Here is an 18,568-nt window from a genome sequence, read left to right on the forward strand (position 1 = left end):
CGCTCGACAACCCCGGCATCGTCTCGATCCCCGTCGCGTTCTTCCTCGGCTGGCTCGGCACCGTGCTGTCCAAAGAACACAACCAGAAGAAGTACGCCGAGATGGAGGTCCGCTCCCTCACCGGCGCCGGGGCGGAAAAGGCGACTCAGCACTGAGATCCGCTTCACGCGCGCGCAACGGGACGGGATGCGAGGATGACAGGGTGGTGAGCCCTGCTGACATCCCGACCGCCGCCGTCCGTGATCTGCCCAAGGACGGCGTCGCGCTGCTCGACGTCCGCGAGGACGACGAGTGGGCCGCCGGGCACGCCCCGGGCGCCAAGCACATCCCGATGGGCGACCTGCCCGCGCGCGTCGGCGAACTCGCCGAGCTGCCCGACGACCAGCCGGTCTACGTGATCTGCCGCAGCGGCGGCCGGTCCGCCCGCGCCGCCGCGTGGCTCAACGCGAGCGGCTGGGACGCGGTGAACGTCGCAGGCGGGATGGGGTCGTGGAAGCAGGAGGGGCGCCCGATGGTCGGCGACCATCCCGGCGTCGAACCCGAAGTGCTGTAACCGTGCAGCCAGGCCACTACCCGCCAAGGACGCCGATGCCGCCGGTGCCGCCCGTGCGTCCCGAGCCGATGCAGCAGCCGCGAGCCCAGTCGGTGCGTCACCGCGTCCGCTGGGTCGCTTCGCCGCCTCCCGGCGCCTGGCCGCCGCGGCGTGAAGCCGTGGCCGAGCGCTACTCCGGTCCGCCGTCGTACCCGGTCCCGCCGCGGTGGGGCTTCCCGAACCTGGCCTGGCGCCGCCCGACCGCGGTCCCCGGCACGGCGTCCGGCGAGGTCACGCCGGGCGAGCGGCTGCGGGTGATCACGCGCAGTCTCCTGCCGGTGCTGTGGACTTTCGCCGCCCTCGCGCTCGCCGCCGCGGCCGCCGAGATCTGGCGCTACGTCCTGCTCGTGCAGAGCCGCGACTCGGCGTTGTCGACGTCCGTCGTCACGGTCTCCGACAGTTTCGTGATCACCACCGGCCTGCTCACGACGATCCTTTCGCTGCTGCCGTCGGGACTCACCGTGTGGTGGCTGCTCGTGGCCCGCTACGCCGCCGCGGACGTCTCCGGCGAGCTGCCGCCGAGGCGGCAGTGGCAGGTGCTGACGTTCGTGCTCGTGCCGGTGGTGAACCTGATCCTGGTGCTGCCGATCGTCGCCGAACTCGAACACGCCGTCCTGCGCCGGACGCGGGAAACGCGGCCGAAGCCGTCGCGGCTCGTGCTGATGTGGTGGGGCGTCTGGGTGCTGAACTGGCTGCTGCTCGTCCTCGTCATCGTCTGGCGGTTCCGTGACGGTGTCCAGGCCATGGCCGACGGCGTCGTGCTGGTCGCGCTGACCGACCTTGCCGCGGCCGGGCTGGCGGTGGTGACGGCCCTGCTCGTGAAGCGTATGTCCGGCCTGCTGTCGCCTGTCGCGGAGAAGCGGCTTCGCCTGTTTCGTGTGCTGAAGGTGGACGGCGCTCCGGACCCGGAACGCCGCGAACGCCCCACCTCTTCCGTGCGCTGACCTCAAGGCGAGTCTGCCGGTGATCATGCAGACATGAGCAGCAAGCAGCGGAGCCAGCAGGCTTGAGCCGGTCGAGAACGAAACCTCGGCCTCGATTACCCCTAGCCCGTGGCGACCGGGAGCGAGCGCAGGCCGCGGATCACGAACTCCGGCCGTCGCTCGGGCATTTCGGCAAGTTCCAGCCCCGGCAGTTTCGTGGTCAGCGCCGTCAACGCGGCCGCGATCTCCACCCGTGCGAGCGGGGCGCCGACGCAGTAGTGGATGCCCATGCCGAAGCCGAGGTGCGCGTTCGGCGTGCGGCCGATGTCGAGGGTGTCCGGCCGGTCGAACACCTGGGGGTCCCGCGCGGCGGCGCCGAGGAGCGCGCCGATCTTCTCGCCCTCGGCCACCCGGAACCCGGCGATCTCGACGTCGGTGGTCGCCGTCCGCTCGAAGAGCTGGAGCGGCGCGTCGAAGCGGATCAGCTCCTCGACGCACGGGTCCAGGAGATCCGGCGACGACACCAGCCGCTCCCACTGGTCGCGGTGGGTCAGCAGCGCGTTGACGCCGTTCCCGATGACGTTCACCGTCGCCTCGTGCCCGGCCATCAGCAGCAGGACCGCGGTCGCGACCAGTTCGCTTTCGGTGAGTTCGCCGCGGAGAAGGTCACTGACGATGTCGTCGCCAGGAGAGTTCGCGCGCTGCTTCGCCACGTCACGCAGGTACTCGACGAACTCCGCGGACGCGGCTTCGGCGGCGTCGCGCTTCTCCTCGGCGAGGCCGTATTCGTACATCTTCACGATGTGGTTCGACCACGTGACCATCTGCGGCCCGTCCTCGATCGGGACGCCCAGGAGTTCCGCGATGACCGCGACCGGCAGCGGCTGCGCGAGGTGCGCCAGCAGATCGGCCGAGCCGGTTTCGGCGATTTCGGCGGCGAGCCCGCCGACCATGCCGTCCGCGAGTTCGGCGACCATCGGCCGCAGCCGCTGGACGTGCCCGCGTCCGAACGCGCCCGCGATCACCCGCCGCAGCCGGGTGTGGGCAGGCGGCTCGTTCTCCAGCAGCGAGTCGCGGTGCAGCAGGTTGAACGACGCGAACCGCTCCACCGGCAGCGCGTCCTGCCAGATCCGGCCGAGCCCGCGATGCCGCAGGACGGCGGCCGACGCCGCGTGCGACACCGCCACGGCGATGCCGAGGCCGTCGTGCCGGTGAACTTCGCCGCGCTCACGGAGGTCGGCGAAGTACGGATACGGGTTCGCGAGGAAGGCCGGATCGGCGAGGTCGAACACTCGCCGACTGTAACCCGGCCGGGTCATGACAGCGCCGCGCCGGGACCCCACCCCGACGCGGTCGCAGAGCTGTCAGTACAGCCAGTATCCCGGGTAGCCGTGATGGTGATGGTAATGGTGAGAATGGTGGTAGTGGCCGAAACAGAGCAGCAGGCAGCGCGCCTGGTCGCTCTTCTCTGCCTGCGGCGCGGCCTGCGGCGTGGCCGAGGCCATGCCCACCGCGGGGCCTGCCACCAACAGTCCGAGTGCCACGGGCAAGGCCGCCAGTGCGGCCCGGCGCTTGGAGTTGCTCATCTGTGATCCCTTCTCCGCAATCCGGCGCCGGTCGGCGCCATGATCAAGTATTCGCCGAGGTGCGGGAAAAGGGCAGACTGATCACCCGCGATTAGACCTACCGGATGGTGACAACTATTTTCAGTCATGTTTCCGTAATACCCGAATGGCCGCTGAAACCGGCCTATCAGGTTGATTCCGGGGAAGCGGGGTGTCACCCGCGATGTTTTCGTTACCGGGCCCACTGAAGACTTCCGCGACAGTCTGGCTCGGAAAGAAATCGACTCATGGGGATCTGGGATATTTCCATGCGTATTCGTAATGCTGTTTTCGCTGATGACACGCCCGAGAAGCCGAAGCAGGTTTCGAAGGTTCCCGAGGCCGTCGTCCGGCCTCGCGCTCCTGATCGCGCGCGGGAAGGGCGGGGGCCTTACGAGCCGCGCGCCCTTCCCGCGATAGCGTTCTGAACCGAGCTTGAGGAGGCTGACGTGGGCAAGGGTTCGCGCAAGAAGGGTCCCAAGACGACCTCGGACCGCAAGCCGAAGGTGCGCGACGTCTTCGTCGGCCAGCCCTTCGAAGGTCTCGCGGCCGAGACCGAACTGATCGCGCTGCGCGAGTTCGTCCCCTCGGCGACGGCGTCGCTCACGCTGGCGGGCTCCGGCGAGAAGGTCACCCTCGGCACGGTGCTGCCGATGGCGGCGGCCGCGTTCGTCCGGTCCGACGGCGAGCGCTACGTCGGGATGCAGGTGCAGACCCGGTCCTCGGACATCAGCCGCGACCTCGGCCGGTCGCTCCAGTGGGCGCTGGAGGCGAAGGAGGGCGACGTCCTGTCCGTGCCGGACACGACGACCCCGCCCACCGCCGACGAGAAGGCTCGCCTGCAGGACCTGCTCGACACGAGCGTCGAACTCGACGTCACGCTCTACAACGACTTCGCCTGGTGGCTGCCCGAAGACGCCGACGCGAGCGGCGACGTCGCGTTGTCCCTCGAGCGCGCGAACGCGGCGATCATGCCGACCGAGCGTCTCGGCGCGGGCGCGTACTGGGTGCTCGCCGGCGAGAAGGCGCACCTGCGCTGGGTCCGCCCCGAACCGGAGAACTTGCTGCTGCAAGCGCTTGCGCGGCTGTCCGCGGCCGGTGAGCTCGGCCTCGGCGAGGGCTCCCGCTACGCCGGTTCGTTCCGCGCGCACGGGCTGCTCGTCCCGGTGTGGGACCTCGACCCCGAGGCCCACGCCCGCGAATGGGCCGACGCGAAGGGCCAGCTCGGTGTGCGGCTCGAGGCCGCGCTGAAGTCCCTCGACACCGAGCCGGTCAACGCCGCCGAGCGCCGCTCGCGCGACGGCCTGATCGGCCGCCAGCTCACCATTCGCTGACCCACTCCTCGCGTTTCGTCCTCTGGTTGCGGTAGTTGCACGCGCATCTACCGCAACCAGAGGACGAATTGCGTCAGGATGGGTGCGTGATCCTTCATATCTGCAGTCAGGCCGAGTGGGCCGAAGTGCCCGAAGGCGGCGTCTACACCGCCGCGTCGCTCGACTCCGACGGCTTCATCCACTGCTCGGACCCGGGAACCGCGCACATCCCGGCCAACGCCGTGTTCGCCGGCCGCACCGATCTCGTGCTGCTGGAGATCGACCCGGCGCTCGTCGGCTCGCCCGTGGTCTGGGAGGACGGCGACCCGCCGCATCCGGCCGGTGTCCAGTTCCCCCACGTGTACGGACCGATACCGCGTAACGCCGTCGTGGCCGTGCACGAATTCCCTGATCGGGGGGACGGTTCGTTCAGAATTCCCGAGTCCCTGTCGAGACGTTGAGGCGGGCAACTCCTCATCCGTATGGGCGTCTCTCGAATCGGTTCGCGGCAAGAGACAACCTGTGGGGGCGGTCATGCGTTTCGGGAGAGGTGAGCCAGGCGTAACTGGCCGAGGGACCCCGGGAGGAGGCGATACGGTGACCGCTGCCGCGACGGTCATCTCGGGGACGGACGTCTGGGGGGCCGGCGAGAGCCGAGGGAGTGACGTGCCGGGTGAGCTCACCGACTTCGGCGACTTCGTGCAGGCCAGCCTGCCGGGTCTGCTGAGGTACGGGCACGCCCTCACCGGGAACCCGCACGACGCCGCCGACCTGGTCCAGACCGTGCTGGAGAAGATCGGCGCACGCTGGTCCTACGTCCAGCACAAGACCGGCGACCCGATGGCCTACATCCGCCGTTCGATGGCGAACGCGCACGTCAGCCGGTGGCGCCGGACCAAGCGGGAGAGCCTGGTCGCCGACCTCCCGGACACGCGGCCGTACAGTCCGGTGGACCCGTTCGAGCACGAGCCGCTGTGGCAGGCGTTACGCGCGCTGCCGCCGAGGCAACGCGCGGTGATGGTCCTGCGTTACTACGAGGGGCTGTCCGAAGCGGAGATCGCGGACTCGCTCGGCATCAGCCAGGGCACCGTGAAAAGCCAGGCCAGCAAGGCGATCACGTCCTTGCGCACGAAGCTCGCACTGTTCGAGTCCAAAGGTGAAGGGAGGGAAGCGGGATGAACATGTCCGAGGAGGACGTGCGGCAGAAGCTGCGCGACCTGTTCTCCGACGATCGGCTCGGGGTGCCGTCCACGCTGAATCCCGAGACGATCGTGGCGGGGGCCAAGCGTCGCCGCCGTCGCCGCCGGATGATGCAGACGACGACCGGGATGGCCGCCGCGGTGGTCATGGTGGGCGGCGGACTCACCGTCTTCACGATCCATGACAAGGACAACGGCGCGGTCTTTCCCCCCGATCAGCTCGGCTTGGGGCAGTCCGCGACCAGCCAGGTCCTGCCGGGACCCGCGAGCGAGGTGCCGCCGGTGTCGTCTTCGGCACCGCAGTCGAGCCAGATGGCCCAGCCGCCGCAGTCGACGATCTCCGATGGGCCGGTCAAGCCGCCGAAGAGCACCGCGGCCACGAAACCGCCTTCACCGAACAAGGTGACGACGGGTTCGCTGTTGACCGCGTCCGGCTTCGGCAAGCTCCGGCTGGGCATGAGCGAAGCCGACGCGGAGGCCGCTGTCAGCCCGATCCGGGCAAGAGAGGTTCGCGGCGGCTGCGTCTACGGCTACGCGGAGGGCTTCGGCGTACCGGGCCCGACGTCGGTGTCGCTGACCGAGGCCGACGGCGTGACCGTCATCAACCCGGCAGGCACGGTGCACACTCCGGAAGGGATCGGGGTCGGCTCGACCGAGGCGGACATCCTCGCCGCGTACCCCGGCAGCACCAAGGACGGCGGTACCTACGTCGCGCCCGCCAGCGCGGTGAGCGCGTACCGGATCTTCGTGTCCGACGACGGGTCCGCCGTCAGCATCCTGCTGACCAGCATCAACCAGGACTGCCAGTTCAGCTGAGCCGTCGGCGCAGACGGAAAACCCGGGCTGCTCCAAGGGGGAGAGCCCGGGTTTTCTCTGTGGTGGGAGAGCGGTCAGCGCGTCAGAGCGCCCCGCCCGCGACCGGGGGCATCCCCGAGTCGGCGCCGCCGTCCCCGATGGACTCGCGGTGCAGGTGGTTCTCCACCTCGAACAGGTTGCCGTTCGCGCGTTTGACGATGTTGAGCAGCGTGGACATCTGGGAGATCTCTTCGACCTGCTCCTTGAGGAACCACTGCGTGAACTGCTCGCCGATGTAGTCCTCTTCGGCGCGGGCGGCCTTGGCCAGCTGCTGGATGTCGGTCGCGACGTCCTTCTCCTGCTGCAGCGCGAGCTCGATGACCTCGGTGACGTCGGAGAAGGTGTTGCGCACGTCGCCGGTGCCGGGGATCTCCACATGGTGATCGGTGTCCAGCATGTACTGGATCAGCGCCATCGCGTGGTTGCGTTCCTCGACGGACTGCTTGTAAAAGTGCTTCGCGAGCTGCGGCAGGTCCTCGGCGTCGAACCAGACCGCCAGCGCGATGTACTGCTGGGAGGCGTTGAACTCGTTGTGGATCTGCGCCTGCAGCAGTTCATAGAACTTCGAGCGCGGTTGCTTCTTGAGGAGGGCCATATGTTCGACACTACGTCATGTCCCTCTTTGATTTCCACTTCTATCCGGTGATCTGTCCCCTATAAGGTTACCATTCCCAATGATAGGTCCAGCTCAATTAAGTAAGCCTTCCCTAATCAGTCGTAATCAATGAGGGAAGGCTTACTTGATTGTTGTTTCAGATGCTTTCGCGCCGGATCGGGCACGACATGCAGCGCGGCCCGCCGCGGCCGGAGCCCAGCTCGGAGCCGGTGATGGCCAGTACTTCGATACCGGCCTCCTCCAGTCGTGCGTTGGTTTCCACATTACGTTCATAGCCGACGACGACGCCGGGAGCGAGCGCGAGGGTGTTGTTCCCGTCGTCCCATTGCTCACGTTCCGCGGTGACCGGATCGAGTCCGGTGTCGATGACGCGGAGCCGGTCGATTCCCATTGCTTCGGCGGCCGCGGTGAGGAATGGGGCCGGACCTTCCACCTTCATGGAACCGTCATCGGTCGGCCGCATGGTGAACGCGGTCAGCGAATCACGGGAAAGCGGATACATGACGACAGCGTCGGCCGCGACCATCGTGCAAACCGTGTCCAGGTGCATGGTCGCGCGGGTCTGCTGGATCGGGACGGCGAGCACGGTGTGCGCGATCCCGTCGGCGAACACCGACCGCGCCAGCGACTCCGCGCCGGCCGCGGTGGTCCGCTCGCCGACGCCGATGGCCAGGACACCCGGCGAGAGCAGCATGACGTCGCCGCCCTCGATCGGCGCCGAATGCGCGCCGTACGCGCGGGACGCGTGGCGGAACCACGGGTGGTAGGCGTAGATCAGGTCCAGCACCGCGGTTTCGCGGACGCGGGCTGGCATGGTGAGCGAGGAGACCGCGACCCGGTCGCCGATCCACGCCGACGAGTCCCGCGTGAACAGCAGGTTCGGCAGCGGATCGACGGCGAAGTCGTTCGGGTGGTTCATCAGCCGGACCAGCGACACACCCTCGGAGGCGGGCAGTTCCTCGAAGGTCATCCCGGCCATCAGCGCTTCGGCCAGCACCTCGGGGGAGACACTCGACAGGTGGGAGCGCAGCGAATCGGCCAGGTCGATCCCGAGCCGTCGTTCGTCGACCGCCGCGTGCACGCCCGCCGCGTGGGCGCGGGTGTCGCTGAGCGCCGTGCGCAGCGCGTCGGCCAGCAGCAGCACCTCGACACCGCGGCCGCGCAGTACTTCGGCGAACGCGTCGTGCTCCTCCTGTGCGCGGTCCACCCAGGGGATGGAATCGAACAGGAGCTGGTCGTTGTTGCGAGGCGTGAGCCTTTTGAGCTCGTTGCCGGGCCTGTGCAGCAGCACCGCACGCAGGGGGCCGACTTCGCTGTCAACTCGGGGTGGAGTCGTCTCGTCAATCACCCTGTTCAGAGTATGCGGAGTGAAGCTCCGCCGTTGAGGGCGGCGGCGGGGGCATGGATGGACTGGCTAGGGAAGCCAGGAAACTCGCCCCTTGAGCAGCGCGTATCCGACGAAGGAGACGAAGTCGAGCACGGTGTGCGCGGCGATCAGCGGCCACAGCCGGTTCGTCTTCTGCCACAGCCTGCCGAACACCAGACCCATCACGACATTGCCGACGAAGCCGCCGAAACCCTGATACAGGTGGTATGACCCGCGAAGCACCGACGAGACGACCAGTGAGCTGTTCTCGCGCAGCCCGAGCTGCCGCAGCCTGGTCAGCAGGTACGCGACGACGAGCACCTCTTCGGCGAACGCGTTCCCGAACGCCGACAACGTCAGCGTGATCGGGCGCCACCACGTCTCGCCCAAAGTGGACGGTTGCACCGAGAGGCTGAACCCGAGGCCGTAGGACAGGAAGTACAGCCCCAGTCCCGGAATCCCGATCGCGGCGGCGAGCAGAACGCCGTAGCCGATGTCACGTCCGGGACGGCTCCGATCCAGCCCGATCCGCGCGAGCTTCATCCCGCCGCGCCACAGCAGGTACAGGCCGAGCGCGCCCCAGCCGACCAGTTGGCCGGCACTCAGGAGCTGCTTGAGCATGTCGACGAGGCTCAGCGTCGCCTGGGGGACGTTGAGCTGGGCCTGTTGTTGTGCCAGCGGAACCGGTTGCAGCAGCGAGTCCACAAGGGACAGCAGGCTGCGCAACCCGGACAGGCCGAGGGTGATTCCGAAGACGACGACCAGTTCGATGACGATCGCGCGGCGGCGTGCCGGGTCTTCCACGAATTCCGGCGGCGCCGGGCGTTCGGGACGCAGCCAGCTTCGCATTGCCGCACGCTACCTTGGAGCTGAAGGACGCTTTCACCGCATGGCACGCGGTGAAGGGAACTTTCACCGCGTCGCATGCGGGCATGGTTCCCTTCAGCCGCTGCTGGAGCCCCGCGATCTCGGGCGAGCACCCCGACTGGGACGAGTACCGCGAAGCGATGGTGAAGCAGGGCAAGAGCATCATCCGCGTCACCATCGAGTCGTGGGGCCCGATCGCCAAGGGCGGCTTCCCGGCGCAACTCGCCTAATCCGCCGAAAAGAACGGGCAGCCGACCAGCCTGCGGATCTCGCCGGCGAGTTGCGGCGGCCCGTCGACCGGGCGCGAGAACGCGAGCCGGACGTCGTGGTCGCCGGAGTCGGCCTCGACCCGCAGTCGCAGGCCGTAGCGGTCCAGTCCGAGCGGCCGGATCCATCCGCCGCGCAGTTCGGTCGGCACATGCTTGGCGAGCTGCTGGACGACGTCGGCGTGGTCGGTCTCCAGATGCCGCAGCCAGCCGGCCTCGTAGTCGTGGAAGGGGTCCGGCGGTGCGGCGCTGAACATGTGCGGCCGGAGGGAGTGCGTGCCCTCGGCGTCCGCGAGCACCAGCGACGCCGGGGTCAGCCGCAGCAACGTCAGGCCGTGTCCGACGTCCAGCAACCGCTCGTCCGGCCGGGTTTCGGCGATGGAGACCGCACGGGCGCGGGCCGAGACGTCGGAGAGCGGGCGGAGCCAGCCGGTGATCCACAACAGTCCGCGGATGGGCTCGCGCAGGGCGACCGGCGCCTGGTCGGTCAGCTCGACCATCACCGCGAGCTCGCCCCGCTGCGCCTCGTGTGCGCGTTTCACCAGGGTGTGCTCGTCCGGCAGCAGGATGCTGACGCTGCCGCTCGTGTGCACGTGGTGCAGCTCGGGGACGACGCGGCCGTACTGTCCTGGCTGGTCGCGCTGCTCGGCGGTCGGCATCAGCGTCGCCGGCCCGTTGCGGGTGGCGATCGTCTTCGCGCGCTCCGCGGGGTTCGGCGCCGGCGGGCGGCGAAGGGACGTCGGTGTGGTCACGGCTCACCTCCTAAGTTAGGTGAGCCTAACCTGATTGAAGTGCTGAGCGGAAGTAGGCTCGATCACTTCCCGCCGCACGCGTCTACGTTGACCAGGTGGAAGACCGCAGAATCCAGGTGCTCGAACCACCCGAAGGGATTCCGGTGGCGAACATGCCGATCCTGGTGTCCCTTCTCGACCGCTCGGCCACGACCGCGGGCACGCTGGCGTTCGCCGCCGGGCTGCTCGTCGTACTGGGCGTCTTCCTGCTGGTCATGGGCCGGTTCGGGATCGCCGTACCGCTTTTCCTCCTCGTCTTCATGACGCCGGTTTCGGTCTTCTACGGCCACCTCACGATCGCCGGATCCTTGCCGATGCGGCGCCTCGCCGACCAGCCGTTCCGCCTGGTGAGCGGGCTCGGCGGCGCCGTCGTCGCTGGTTCGCGGGTGAGCGTTCCGCTCGACGGGCAGTGGCTGGTGGTGCGGCTCCCGGCCCCGCTTCGCGCGCAGCTCGCCGCTCAGCGAAGGCTGTGGGTGCTGGGCCGGTTCGTCCTGCTTCCGGGCGTCATCGTGCCCCGGCGCGGCGCGTTCCGGGGCGTCCCGGTGAGGGGTTCGCGGCCGCTGGCCACGGAGCCGGTTTCATCCGGACGGCTTCTCTCGCTGCAACGCCGGTTGCTGGGGCAGTACTACTTCTACGGAGCCGGGGTCACTCTGGTGGCGGCCGCCTTCTCGATCTGGATCGCGGTCGACCTCCCGGATCGCGGCAGCCTCCTCGTGCTGATCGCGCAGGTCTTGGCGGTCCTCTGTGTGCTGGGGTTGCTCGGTCTCGCCATCGCCGCGCTCGTCGTCTCCAGGCCGGTACCCGAACCGCGGTGGACCGAGCTGCCCGTCGTGTCCGGCCCGGCGTCCGTCAACCTCTTCGGCATGGTCACGGTGAAGGGCCGGACCGTCCTGCCCGACGGCAGGCAGATCACCGTGAGCGCGGGCGGCTCGGACCAGTCCCTCGCCGCGAACATCGCCGCGACCGGACGGTTGTGGGTGCTCGGTGTGCCGGTGGCCGGGAAGACCGCGAAGGCCGGAGTGCCCGGTCACGCGGTTTTCGGGCCGGTGAAGTTCGGGCCGTGACGCCGCGGGTCAGCTGAGCGAGCGCCGCGTCGCCTCTTCGGTCTCGACGACGCCTCGCCGGATCCCCTCCAGCTGTTCGCTCAGTTCGCCGATCGTGGTGGTGTCGAGCAGCGAATCGCCGGTGGCTGCCGACAATTCGGCAGCCCTGGCGACCAGGCCGTCGAGTCCGAGCGCGCCGGATCGCAGCTGTGCCAGCAGTTTCCGCTGCGCGCTCGAAAGCCGCGCGTGGACGTCCTCCTGTGCCTGCACGGCTTCTAGCGACTGCGTCAGGTCGCCTCGGATGTCGTCGTCGGCGGTCTTCAGTTCCTTCCGCAGCCGGGCCTTCTCGGCGGCGACGGCGCCCGCGTCCACCCGGGCCAGCGCTTTTCCGGTGGCGGACGTGCGGCCGGCCAGCCGTCGGAGGGTGTCGACGGTTTCCCGCACCACCGGTTCCATGTCGGCCACCCGGTCGGCGAGCGGGCCGGTGCCGAGCGAGTCGGAGATGGACTGGAAACCGTCGGCCGCGGCCTCCGCGCGCCGCAACCAGCCCGCCTCCGGGGAACCCGGCTCGACGTCGGGGAGAGCCCGTTCTCCGGGCTCGGACGCGGGTTTCGCCCGCGTGGCGGCGGCGATCCCGGCGCGGGCGGCGAGCACGGTCACGCCGACGCCCAGCGCCGCGACCGACGGCAGTTGCACCGCCCAGGCCGCACCTGCCGACGTCGCCGCGAGGAGCAGTCCCCACGGTTCGGCTAGTTCACGGACGAAGCGCATATCCGAGGATCTCAGAAATTCGAGATCACGGCGGTGAAGACCTGGTCGATCGAGTCCGGTTTGGACGAGTCGTATCCGACGCCCTGTGTGGTCTCGGCGATCTCCCTGAGCACGCCCAAGTCCGCGTCGGAGCCGTAGGCGATGGTGAACATCCGCACCGCCTCACCGCCACCCTCGGTCCGCAGTTGCCCGACGAGGTTGGGCAGATCGATGCCGCCGGGATCCTCGTTCCGGCCGTCGGTGAGCACGACGACGGCGTTGATCGCGTTCGGATCCAGCCGCTGCTTCATGAACTCGTAGGCCGCGAGCGACGAGTCGTAGAGACCGGTCCCGTTCTGCGGGGTCAATCCGTTCAGCCGCGACGCCAGTTCCTGCCTACCCGCTTCGCCGCCGATCGGCGCCACCGGCCGGAGTTCGAAGAAGTCCTTGTCACCGTTGAGTTTCGTGGAGAACATCCACAGCCCGACCTGGTCCGCGTCGCTGAACTGCGGCAACGACGCGACGGCCGCCTGTTTCGCGAGGTCCATCTTGTTCTTCCCGGTCCCGCTGACGCCGTCGCCCATCGAGCCGGAGACGTCGACGACCAGCAGCACGTTCGCCTTCTTCCGCAGGTCCTTCCACGACTTCAGCACCTCGGTCAGCACCGGCGGGCTCGGCGGGCGGATCAGGTTGAGCTTCGTGTCGGGCTGGGCACCGTTCTCCGAGATCGTCTGCGAACCGGGTTTCCCGTCGAACGTGCGGAAGCCGATGTCACTGAACTTCTGCTGCGCCTCGGCGCCGCGCAGGTGCGCGAGGAAGTCCGCCGCGACCTGCTTGTGGAGGTCGTCGGCCCAGTTCAGCACGGTGAACGGGTGATCGGAGTTGAGCGTGCCGTCGCTCGGGTAGATCCCGACGAGCGGCACCTTCGGCGGTGCGTGCTGCCCGCGTTTCTCCGGATCGTTGGTGGGATTGCCCTGGTTGTAGCCGACGAGCGAGTTCTCCTCGACCGTCACCGCGGAGATGTACGAAAGCGCCGCGCCGCGGTCGTCGGCCTTCTGCAGGTTCGTGAGGAACGTCAGCGTGTTGTCGCCGTAGTGGACGATGGCCTGCTCGACGTTCTGCACGAACGTCCGCGCCTCCGGCTTCGCGAGCGCGTTCGCGGTGAGGTCCGACGAAGTCCCTGTCGCCGCGTAGTAGGCGCCGATGGTGGCGTTGAGACCGGACGTCGAGATGTTCGGATTCGTCTTGCCGAGCCGGAACTTCCCCCACTCCGGATGGCCGTACTTCGCCCAGCCCTGCGGATCGGTGGCGAGCGCGGCGAGATCCTTCCAGCCGATGCCCTTGCCAGGCCAGCCGAGCGCTTCGGCCATCGGCTTCGGCATGGCGACCACCAGCGGCGCGTTCGCGACCGACTCCGGGTCGCCCTCGGGAACCAGCGCGGGGTGGTCGGTGCCGGTGAGGTTCTGGCGCAGCAGGTTCACCCAGCCGGACGCGGCCGGCGTCCAGACGTCCGGCCGTGGCCCGTCCACCGCCTCGTTCCAGCCGCGGGACAGCGCCTGCATCGCGGTGCCGGAGGACTTCGACTGCACGAGCACGTCGACACAGCGCCCGGCCACCGAGCGGCCGCTGTAGCCCTTGGCGATCTCGGTGACCACCCCTGCCTTCTCCGGTGACGACGACACCTGCAGTTCGACCGCGTCGCCTGTCGTGCACTTCGCTTCCGCGGTCTCGTCGCCGGAATCGCTGGTGAGCGCGCGCAAGCCGATGATCAAGCCGATCGCGACCACCGCCGCGGCCACGAACGCCAGGACCTTGCGGCCGCCTCTGGACTGACCGGGATTCACGACCATGGAGAACCTCCAGCGGTGGGAACACCGATTATCCGGAGGTTTCCCCTCGCCAGGGGCCGCGTTGCCGAACCGTTGCGGCCGTGGCGGTACTTGTCCCGCCACGGCCGCGACGAGGAATTCAGGCGTCGGGGCCGCGTCCGGACCAGGTCCACGCGTAGCCGGGGTCCTCCGAGGCCTCGGCCGCTTCGCCGAGTTCCAGCGGCGCGAAGGTGTCCACCATGACCGCGGTCTCGTCGAAGAACTGGGCGCCGATCGACGCCTCCGCCGCGCCGGGCTGCGGCCCGTGCGTGAAGCCGGATGGGTGCAGCGAAAGCGAGCCGACCTCGATCCCGGAGCCCTTGCGCGCCTCGTAGTTGCCGCGGACGTAGAACATCAGCTCGTCGGAGTCGACGTTCGCGTGGTTGTACGGCACCGGGATCGACTCGGGGTGGTAGTCGACCTTGCGCGGGCAGAACGAGCACACCACGAAGTTCGGGCCCTCGAACGTCTGGTGCACCGGCGGCGGCTGGTGCACGCGGCCGGTGATCGGCTCGAAGTCGTCGATGTTGAACACCCACGGGTACAGGCAGCCGTCCCAGCCGACGACGTCGAACGGGTGGGTCGCGTAGGTGTAGCGCGTCAGGCCCGCACGGTGGCGCACGAGGACCTCGACGTCGGTGCCGTCGACGACCAGCGGTTCGGCCGGGCCGCGGATGTCGCGCTCGCAGTACGGCGAGTGCTCCAGGAACTGGCCCTTCGCCGACAGGTAGCGCTTCGGCGGGCCGATGTGGCCGCGCGCCTCGATGGTCAGCAGCTCGACCTCGTCGTGCGGGAGCACGCGGTAGGTGCACGACGTCGGGATGACGAGGTAGTCGCCGTCCCCGATCTCCAGTGAGCCGTAGATCGTCTCGACGGTCGCGCCGCCGCCGTGGACGTAGAAAAGTTCGTCGCCCGCCGCGTTGCGGTACAGCGGCGAAGGCTTCGTCGCGTTGACGAAGCCGATGGTGACGTCGGCGTTGCCGAACAGGCGCCGCCGGTCGGTGACCGCGTCGGCGTCGCCGAACTCGAGGTCCTGGGTCTTGAAGGCGCGCGGCTTGAGCGGGTGGTTCGGGGTGATCGGGCCGCGCTCGTCCTCGACCGCGACGGCGTCGACGATCGCGGTGGGCAGGCCGCGGTGATAGAGCAGCGCGGAGTCCGCCGAGAAGCCCTCGACACCCATCAGTTCCTCGGCGTACAGGCCCCCGTCGGGCTTGCGGAACGCCGTGTGGCGCTTGTGCGGGATCTCGCCTACCTGCCGGTAGTAAGGCATCGGAATCTCCCCGGAACGTGTCCGTTGTGCGAACGATTTTGTCCTGATGTCGTACGCTACTAGCGTGTCAGTCGTGTCAAGCGCTGTGGAACTCACGCCACCCGGCCCCCGAGGAATCCCTCCCCTGTTCGCGCGGCTCGTCGACGACTCGGCGTTGTTCCCGCCCGGCGAGGCGTCCATGCCCGAAGCGCTGCGTGCGCACTTCGCGTCGAGGTCCGGTGAACACTCCGGCGTCCTCGGCGTGTTCCTGTGCCAGGCGTCGAGGCTGCCCGAGCTCATCACCGAACTGATCAAGATCAAACCCAAGGAACCGCTGCCGCTGTCGCTGATCATCGACACCGGCCTCGGCGGGGTCCCGAAGGCGATCTCGATCGTCGAGTCGCGCAGCGAGATCCTCGCGCTGCGGATGGTGGAGATGCCGGCGCCGTCCGACGTCGACGAGGTCTGGCTGGAGCGCGTCTCCGAGTTCGTGCCCGAGGACGTCATCCGGGTGGTCGAGCCGCGGCGCGGTGTCGGCTGGCTGGACGGTGTGCGGAAGGTGATCGAGCACGGCAGCTGGCCGAAGATCCGCTGCGGCGGCAAGGCGGGCGAGAACTTCCCCAGCGTCGACGAGGTCGCGGACTTCCTCTCGGTGGTCAGCGGCTCGACCGGGGCGTCGTTCAAGGCCACGAACAGCCTGCACCGTGCCGTCCGGCATGACGACGAGACCAGCGGCTTCACCCATCACGGGTTCCTGAACCTCATCGTCGCGTCCGCACGCTCCCTTTCGGGCGGTGACGTGCGGGCCGCGCTCGAGTCGACCGACAGCGCCGCGCTGGCCGCCGAGGCCAAGGGCATGTCGGAGCCGGCCGCGAAGGCCGTTCGCGGACTCTTCGCCTCCTACGCGGCTGCTTCGTTCGACGAGCCGGTCGCCGACCTCGGGGAGCTCGGGCTTTTGTGAATATCGCGCTGTTGTCTATCGCGCTGCCGCTATCGCGCTGCCAGGGCGCTCGTGGGCGTAGAAGGTCGCCTGTGTTTGGAGGGCGCCCTGTCATCGCGATAGCGGGGCCTTCGGCCAAAAGGCGCGACTTCAAGGGATCAAAAGACCCTTGGTCACGTGAGTCTCGGGCGAGTCGGTCGTGGTTGAGTCGGTCGTGGGTGGTTGAGCCTTGGCTGGGTTGGTCTTGACTCGCGAAGGGTCGCTGACTCTGGACAGAGGGCTGGCGCTGCTGCAAGCGGTGGCGGACGCCGGTGGCGAGGCGGCGACCATCTCCGAACTCGCCGCCGCCATCGGCGCGAGCCGGGCAGCCGTCTACCGGCTGCTCGTCCCGCTGTCCGAACGCGGCTTGGTGTGGCGCGACGGGAACAAGGTGCGGCTGGGTGTCGGCCTGCTCCGGCTCGCCGGGCAGGTCCTCCCGCAGTTGCGCGAGGCGGCGAGGCCGATCCTGCGTGAACTCGCGGAGAAGGTCGGCGCGACGGCGCATCTGTCGGTCGCGCAAGGGGACCAGGCGCAGGCAGTCGCGGTCGTCGAACCGACGTGGACGAGCTTCCACGTCGCCTACCGGGTCGGCACGCGCCATCCGCTGTCCGCCGGCGCGGCGGGCAAGGCGATGACGTTGCGCCCCGGCGGCGAAGGCTGGGTGACCTCGTCCGGTGAACTGGAGGCAGGCGCGTCCGGGGTCGCCGCGCCCGTGCGCGGGGTGCCGGGATTGAAGGCGAGCCTCGGCGTCGTGTCGTTGGAGCCGCTGGACGCCTCGATGGTGGGTCCCGCGGTCTTGGGGGCCGCCGTCCGGCTGGCCGAGGTGCTGAAACAGCCCAAGTAGCGCGTCAACGGTCGCTGAGCAGCGGGCGCACCATGGTCGCCAGCAGGGTGAGGTCGACCGCGAACAGCAACCGCTCGAACAGGCCGAGCGTGACCTCCTGATGTGACGGCCCGGTGAACATCGTCCAGACGAAGCCGCCGAGCACGATCACCACGGCGGCAAAACTGGCCATCGAAAGCCGACGGATCGTCGTGCGGCGCGGCTCCCACGGGCAGCGTGCCCGGCCGGGGCGGGTCAGCACCCAGGCGGCGGCCGGAAGCGCGACGAAGGCCGTCAGCGCGGCGTAGTTGTGGATCTGCCCTGCCAGCGAACGGGCCTGGCCCTCGGGATCGACGGGGACGAGCGCGAGGACGAACAGCCCGGCGCACCACACGCCGAGCAGCACGAGAACGGACCCGTAGCCGCTGCGGTGCGCCTTGGCGATGCCGCCGAGCAGGGCGAGCGAACCGAGCCCCAGCGCCAGGCACATCGCGCCGAACAGCGGGGCCGCGGTCGAACCGGGCGAGAGGTAGCCGTAGACGTACTCGGAGAGCGTCTGCCAGATCGGGCTGACCTGGCTGGACAGCCGCAGGTGCAGATCGATCGAGATGGCGATGGCGACGGCCATGCCGAAGATCGCGAGCCTGCCGTGCACGGGGGAGACGGCACGGGCCACGACGATCTTGGGCGAGGTCACGACTGGTTTCTCCAGGCACGTCGGGGCGGGTGTTCACCTTTTCGTTTCCGAAAGGTTACCCGGGGAACCTGTGAAAATCCCGTGCGCCTCAGAAGGCGAGCTGGGCCAGCGCGAACAGCGAGAACCCGGCGAAGACGAAGCCCGCCACGCGCTGGATGAGCTTGGGGCGGATACGGCTCCGGACCTTCGCGCCGATGAAGACGGCGAGACCGGCGACGGCGACCAGAGCGACGAAGGAGCCGACCGCGACAGCGAACGGGTTGCCGAAGCGGGCCGTAAGACTGGCTGTCGCGAGCTGGGAGGCGTCGCCCCACTCGGCGGCGAACAGCACGCCGAACGACGTCAGCGCGGAGCGGAAGAAGGTCGCGGGGCTCGGCCCGGAACGCGACGCGTCCTCTCCGCCGTCCTTGCCGGGGCGGAACCCTTCACGAAGGAGCATGTACGCGCCGATACCGAACATCGTGGCGACGATCGCGGTCACCAACGTCTCCGGCAGCAAAGTGAGCACAGTGCCGAAAGTGGCGGCGATCGCGCATTGCACGGCGAACGCGGCGGTGACCCCGGCGAATACCGGCCATGCGCGGAAGCGAGTGGTGAGAACCAGGGTGGCGACGAGTGTCTTGTCCGGTAGCTCCACGGCCAGTACCAGGCCGAACGCGCTGATGAGCGCCAACATCGAACCAGACATGATGATTCTTCACCCCTTTCACTGCAACGATAAAGGGGCGATTCGGCAAAGGGCAAGCTGATGGCTTTTCCGAATCGGG

General features: G+C 68.8%; 20 protein-coding genes and 1 pseudogene. 10 read left to right on the plus strand and 11 right to left on the minus strand.

What is annotated here, in order from left to right; all coding sequences use genetic code 11:
* The first annotated feature begins 202 nt into the window (after positions 1-202).
* Both ACM6LR_RS26795 and ACM6LR_RS26800 read left to right on the plus strand, forming a co-directional pair.
* Positions 203-553, plus strand: coding sequence for a rhodanese-like domain-containing protein (locus tag ACM6LR_RS26795; RefSeq protein WP_414936395.1), 351 nt, complete (start codon positions 203-205; stop codon positions 551-553).
* Between the two features lie 44 nt (positions 554-597).
* Complete coding sequence (locus ACM6LR_RS26800; RefSeq protein ID WP_414944896.1) at positions 598-1,536, plus strand: DUF4328 domain-containing protein; 939 nt, start codon at positions 598-600, stop codon at positions 1,534-1,536.
* A gap of 101 nt (positions 1,537-1,637) precedes the next feature.
* On the opposite strand, the gene ACM6LR_RS26805 is transcribed toward ACM6LR_RS26800, so the two are convergent.
* Positions 1,638-2,807 carry a cytochrome P450 gene (locus ACM6LR_RS26805; RefSeq protein WP_414944750.1) on the minus strand — a complete coding sequence of 390 codons (1,170 nt, stop codon included), beginning with the start codon at positions 2,805-2,807 and terminating at the stop codon, positions 1,638-1,640.
* Between the two features lie 72 nt (positions 2,808-2,879).
* Positions 2,880-3,101 carry a hypothetical protein gene (locus ACM6LR_RS26810; RefSeq protein WP_414936392.1) on the minus strand — a complete coding sequence of 74 codons (222 nt, stop codon included), beginning with the start codon at positions 3,099-3,101 and terminating at the stop codon, positions 2,880-2,882.
* A 467-nt stretch (positions 3,102-3,568) separates the two neighbouring features.
* Here ACM6LR_RS26810 and ACM6LR_RS26815 point away from each other — a divergent pair, with 467 nt between their 5' ends.
* The 4 genes from ACM6LR_RS26815 to ACM6LR_RS26830 all read left to right on the plus strand — a co-directional run bounded on the left by ACM6LR_RS26815 (position 3,569) and on the right by ACM6LR_RS26830 (position 6,447).
* Positions 3,569-4,453, plus strand: coding sequence for a DUF5926 family protein (locus tag ACM6LR_RS26815; RefSeq protein ID WP_414944751.1), 885 nt, complete (start codon positions 3,569-3,571; stop codon positions 4,451-4,453).
* Positions 4,454-4,539: 86 nt separating this feature from the next.
* Positions 4,540-4,893 carry a DUF952 domain-containing protein gene (locus ACM6LR_RS26820; RefSeq protein ID WP_414936390.1) on the plus strand — a complete coding sequence of 118 codons (354 nt, stop codon included), beginning with the start codon at positions 4,540-4,542 and terminating at the stop codon, positions 4,891-4,893.
* Positions 4,894-5,098: 205 nt separating this feature from the next.
* Entirely contained in the window at positions 5,099-5,611 is a 513-nt protein-coding gene (locus ACM6LR_RS26825) for a SigE family RNA polymerase sigma factor (RefSeq protein WP_414944897.1), read from the plus strand.
* Entirely contained in the window at positions 5,608-6,447 is an 840-nt protein-coding gene (locus ACM6LR_RS26830; RefSeq protein WP_414936389.1) for a hypothetical protein, read from the plus strand. The genes ACM6LR_RS26825 and ACM6LR_RS26830 overlap by 4 nt, the downstream gene beginning before the upstream one ends.
* Before the next feature lie 82 nt (positions 6,448-6,529).
* On the opposite strand, the gene ACM6LR_RS26835 is transcribed toward ACM6LR_RS26830, so the two are convergent.
* The 3 genes from ACM6LR_RS26835 to ACM6LR_RS26845 form a co-directional block, all read right to left on the minus strand.
* A complete protein-coding gene (locus ACM6LR_RS26835) occupies positions 6,530-7,081 on the minus strand; it encodes a ferritin (protein WP_414936388.1) in 552 nt (183 codons plus the stop codon).
* A gap of 157 nt (positions 7,082-7,238) precedes the next feature.
* The gene (locus ACM6LR_RS26840; RefSeq protein ID WP_414936387.1) at positions 7,239-8,450 is read right to left on the minus strand and encodes an arginine deiminase; all 1,212 of its coding nucleotides are present in this window, start codon (positions 8,448-8,450) and stop codon (positions 7,239-7,241) included.
* A 66-nt stretch (positions 8,451-8,516) separates the two neighbouring features.
* The gene (locus tag ACM6LR_RS26845) at positions 8,517-9,317 is read right to left on the minus strand and encodes a CPBP family intramembrane glutamic endopeptidase (protein WP_414936386.1); all 801 of its coding nucleotides are present in this window, start codon (positions 9,315-9,317) and stop codon (positions 8,517-8,519) included.
* Between the two features lie 113 nt (positions 9,318-9,430).
* Between ACM6LR_RS26845 and ACM6LR_RS26850 the strand changes: the two are divergent.
* Positions 9,431-9,565: pseudogene (locus ACM6LR_RS26850) on the plus strand (PPOX class F420-dependent oxidoreductase); the annotation flags it as partial.
* Here the strand turns inward: ACM6LR_RS26850 and ACM6LR_RS26855 are convergent.
* Positions 9,562-10,353, minus strand: a complete 792-nt coding sequence (locus ACM6LR_RS26855) for a DUF2470 domain-containing protein (protein WP_414936385.1) — start codon at positions 10,351-10,353, stop codon at positions 9,562-9,564. The pseudogene ACM6LR_RS26850 and the gene ACM6LR_RS26855 sit on opposite strands and share 4 nt — an antisense overlap.
* Positions 10,354-10,448: 95 nt before the next feature.
* Between ACM6LR_RS26855 and ACM6LR_RS26860 the strand changes: the two genes are divergently transcribed.
* Positions 10,449-11,456: a hypothetical protein gene (locus tag ACM6LR_RS26860; protein WP_414936384.1), complete on the plus strand. Its 1,008-nt coding sequence runs from the start codon at positions 10,449-10,451 to the stop codon at positions 11,454-11,456.
* Between the two features lie 9 nt (positions 11,457-11,465).
* Here the strand turns inward: ACM6LR_RS26860 and ACM6LR_RS26865 are convergent, their stop codons facing one another.
* The 3 genes from ACM6LR_RS26865 to ACM6LR_RS26875 form a co-directional block, all read right to left on the minus strand.
* Positions 11,466-12,206, minus strand: a complete 741-nt coding sequence (locus ACM6LR_RS26865; RefSeq protein ID WP_414936383.1) for a hypothetical protein — start codon at positions 12,204-12,206, stop codon at positions 11,466-11,468.
* An 11-nt stretch (positions 12,207-12,217) separates the two neighbouring features.
* Entirely contained in the window at positions 12,218-14,035 is a 1,818-nt protein-coding gene (locus ACM6LR_RS26870; RefSeq protein ID WP_414936382.1) for a substrate-binding and vWA domain-containing protein, read from the minus strand.
* 118 nt (positions 14,036-14,153) lie between these two features.
* Positions 14,154-15,323 (minus strand): homogentisate 1,2-dioxygenase, encoded by a 1,170-nt coding sequence (locus tag ACM6LR_RS26875; protein WP_414936381.1) that lies wholly within the window; start codon positions 15,321-15,323, stop codon positions 14,154-14,156.
* Between the two features lie 85 nt (positions 15,324-15,408).
* Here ACM6LR_RS26875 and ACM6LR_RS26880 point away from each other — a divergent pair, with 85 nt between their 5' ends.
* Positions 15,409-16,263, plus strand: coding sequence for a hypothetical protein (locus tag ACM6LR_RS26880; RefSeq protein ID WP_414937093.1), 855 nt, complete (start codon positions 15,409-15,411; stop codon positions 16,261-16,263).
* A 223-nt stretch (positions 16,264-16,486) separates the two neighbouring features.
* On the plus strand, positions 16,487-17,125 hold the full coding sequence (locus ACM6LR_RS26885) for an IclR family transcriptional regulator (RefSeq protein WP_414937092.1): 639 nt from the start codon (positions 16,487-16,489) through the stop codon (positions 17,123-17,125).
* A 4-nt stretch (positions 17,126-17,129) separates the two neighbouring features.
* Here the strand turns inward: ACM6LR_RS26885 and ACM6LR_RS26890 are convergent, their stop codons facing one another.
* Positions 17,130-17,801 (minus strand): DUF998 domain-containing protein, encoded by a 672-nt coding sequence (locus ACM6LR_RS26890; RefSeq protein ID WP_414936380.1) that lies wholly within the window; start codon positions 17,799-17,801, stop codon positions 17,130-17,132.
* Between the two features lie 88 nt (positions 17,802-17,889).
* Positions 17,890-18,477, minus strand: coding sequence for a TMEM165/GDT1 family protein (locus tag ACM6LR_RS26895; RefSeq protein WP_414937091.1), 588 nt, complete (start codon positions 18,475-18,477; stop codon positions 17,890-17,892).
* Positions 18,478-18,568 lie beyond the last annotated feature (91 nt).

Source organism: Amycolatopsis sp. cmx-11-32 (assembly GCF_047608695.1).
In the GTDB taxonomy this organism is placed as follows: Bacteria; Actinomycetota; Actinomycetes; order Mycobacteriales; family Pseudonocardiaceae; genus Amycolatopsis.

Excerpts from the sequence above, each read along its gene's own strand:
- ACM6LR_RS26875 (WP_414936381.1), bottom strand. The coding sequence starts at position 15,323 with ATGCCTTACTACCGGCAGGTAGGCGAGATCCCGCACAAGCGCCACACG.
- ACM6LR_RS26830 (WP_414936389.1), top strand. The coding sequence starts at position 5,608 with ATGAACATGTCCGAGGAGGACGTGCGGCAGAAGCTGCGCGACCTGTTC.
- ACM6LR_RS26845 (WP_414936386.1), bottom strand. The coding sequence starts at position 9,317 with ATGCGAAGCTGGCTGCGTCCCGAACGCCCGGCGCCGCCGGAATTCGTG.
- ACM6LR_RS26895 (WP_414937091.1), bottom strand. The coding sequence starts at position 18,477 with ATGTTGGCGCTCATCAGCGCGTTCGGCCTGGTACTGGCCGTGGAGCTA.
- ACM6LR_RS26835 (WP_414936388.1), bottom strand. The coding sequence starts at position 7,081 with ATGGCCCTCCTCAAGAAGCAACCGCGCTCGAAGTTCTATGAACTGCTG.
- ACM6LR_RS26865 (WP_414936383.1), bottom strand. The coding sequence starts at position 12,206 with ATGCGCTTCGTCCGTGAACTAGCCGAACCGTGGGGACTGCTCCTCGCG.
- ACM6LR_RS26870 (WP_414936382.1), bottom strand. The coding sequence starts at position 14,035 with ATGGTCGTGAATCCCGGTCAGTCCAGAGGCGGCCGCAAGGTCCTGGCG.
- ACM6LR_RS26810 (WP_414936392.1), bottom strand. The coding sequence starts at position 3,101 with ATGAGCAACTCCAAGCGCCGGGCCGCACTGGCGGCCTTGCCCGTGGCA.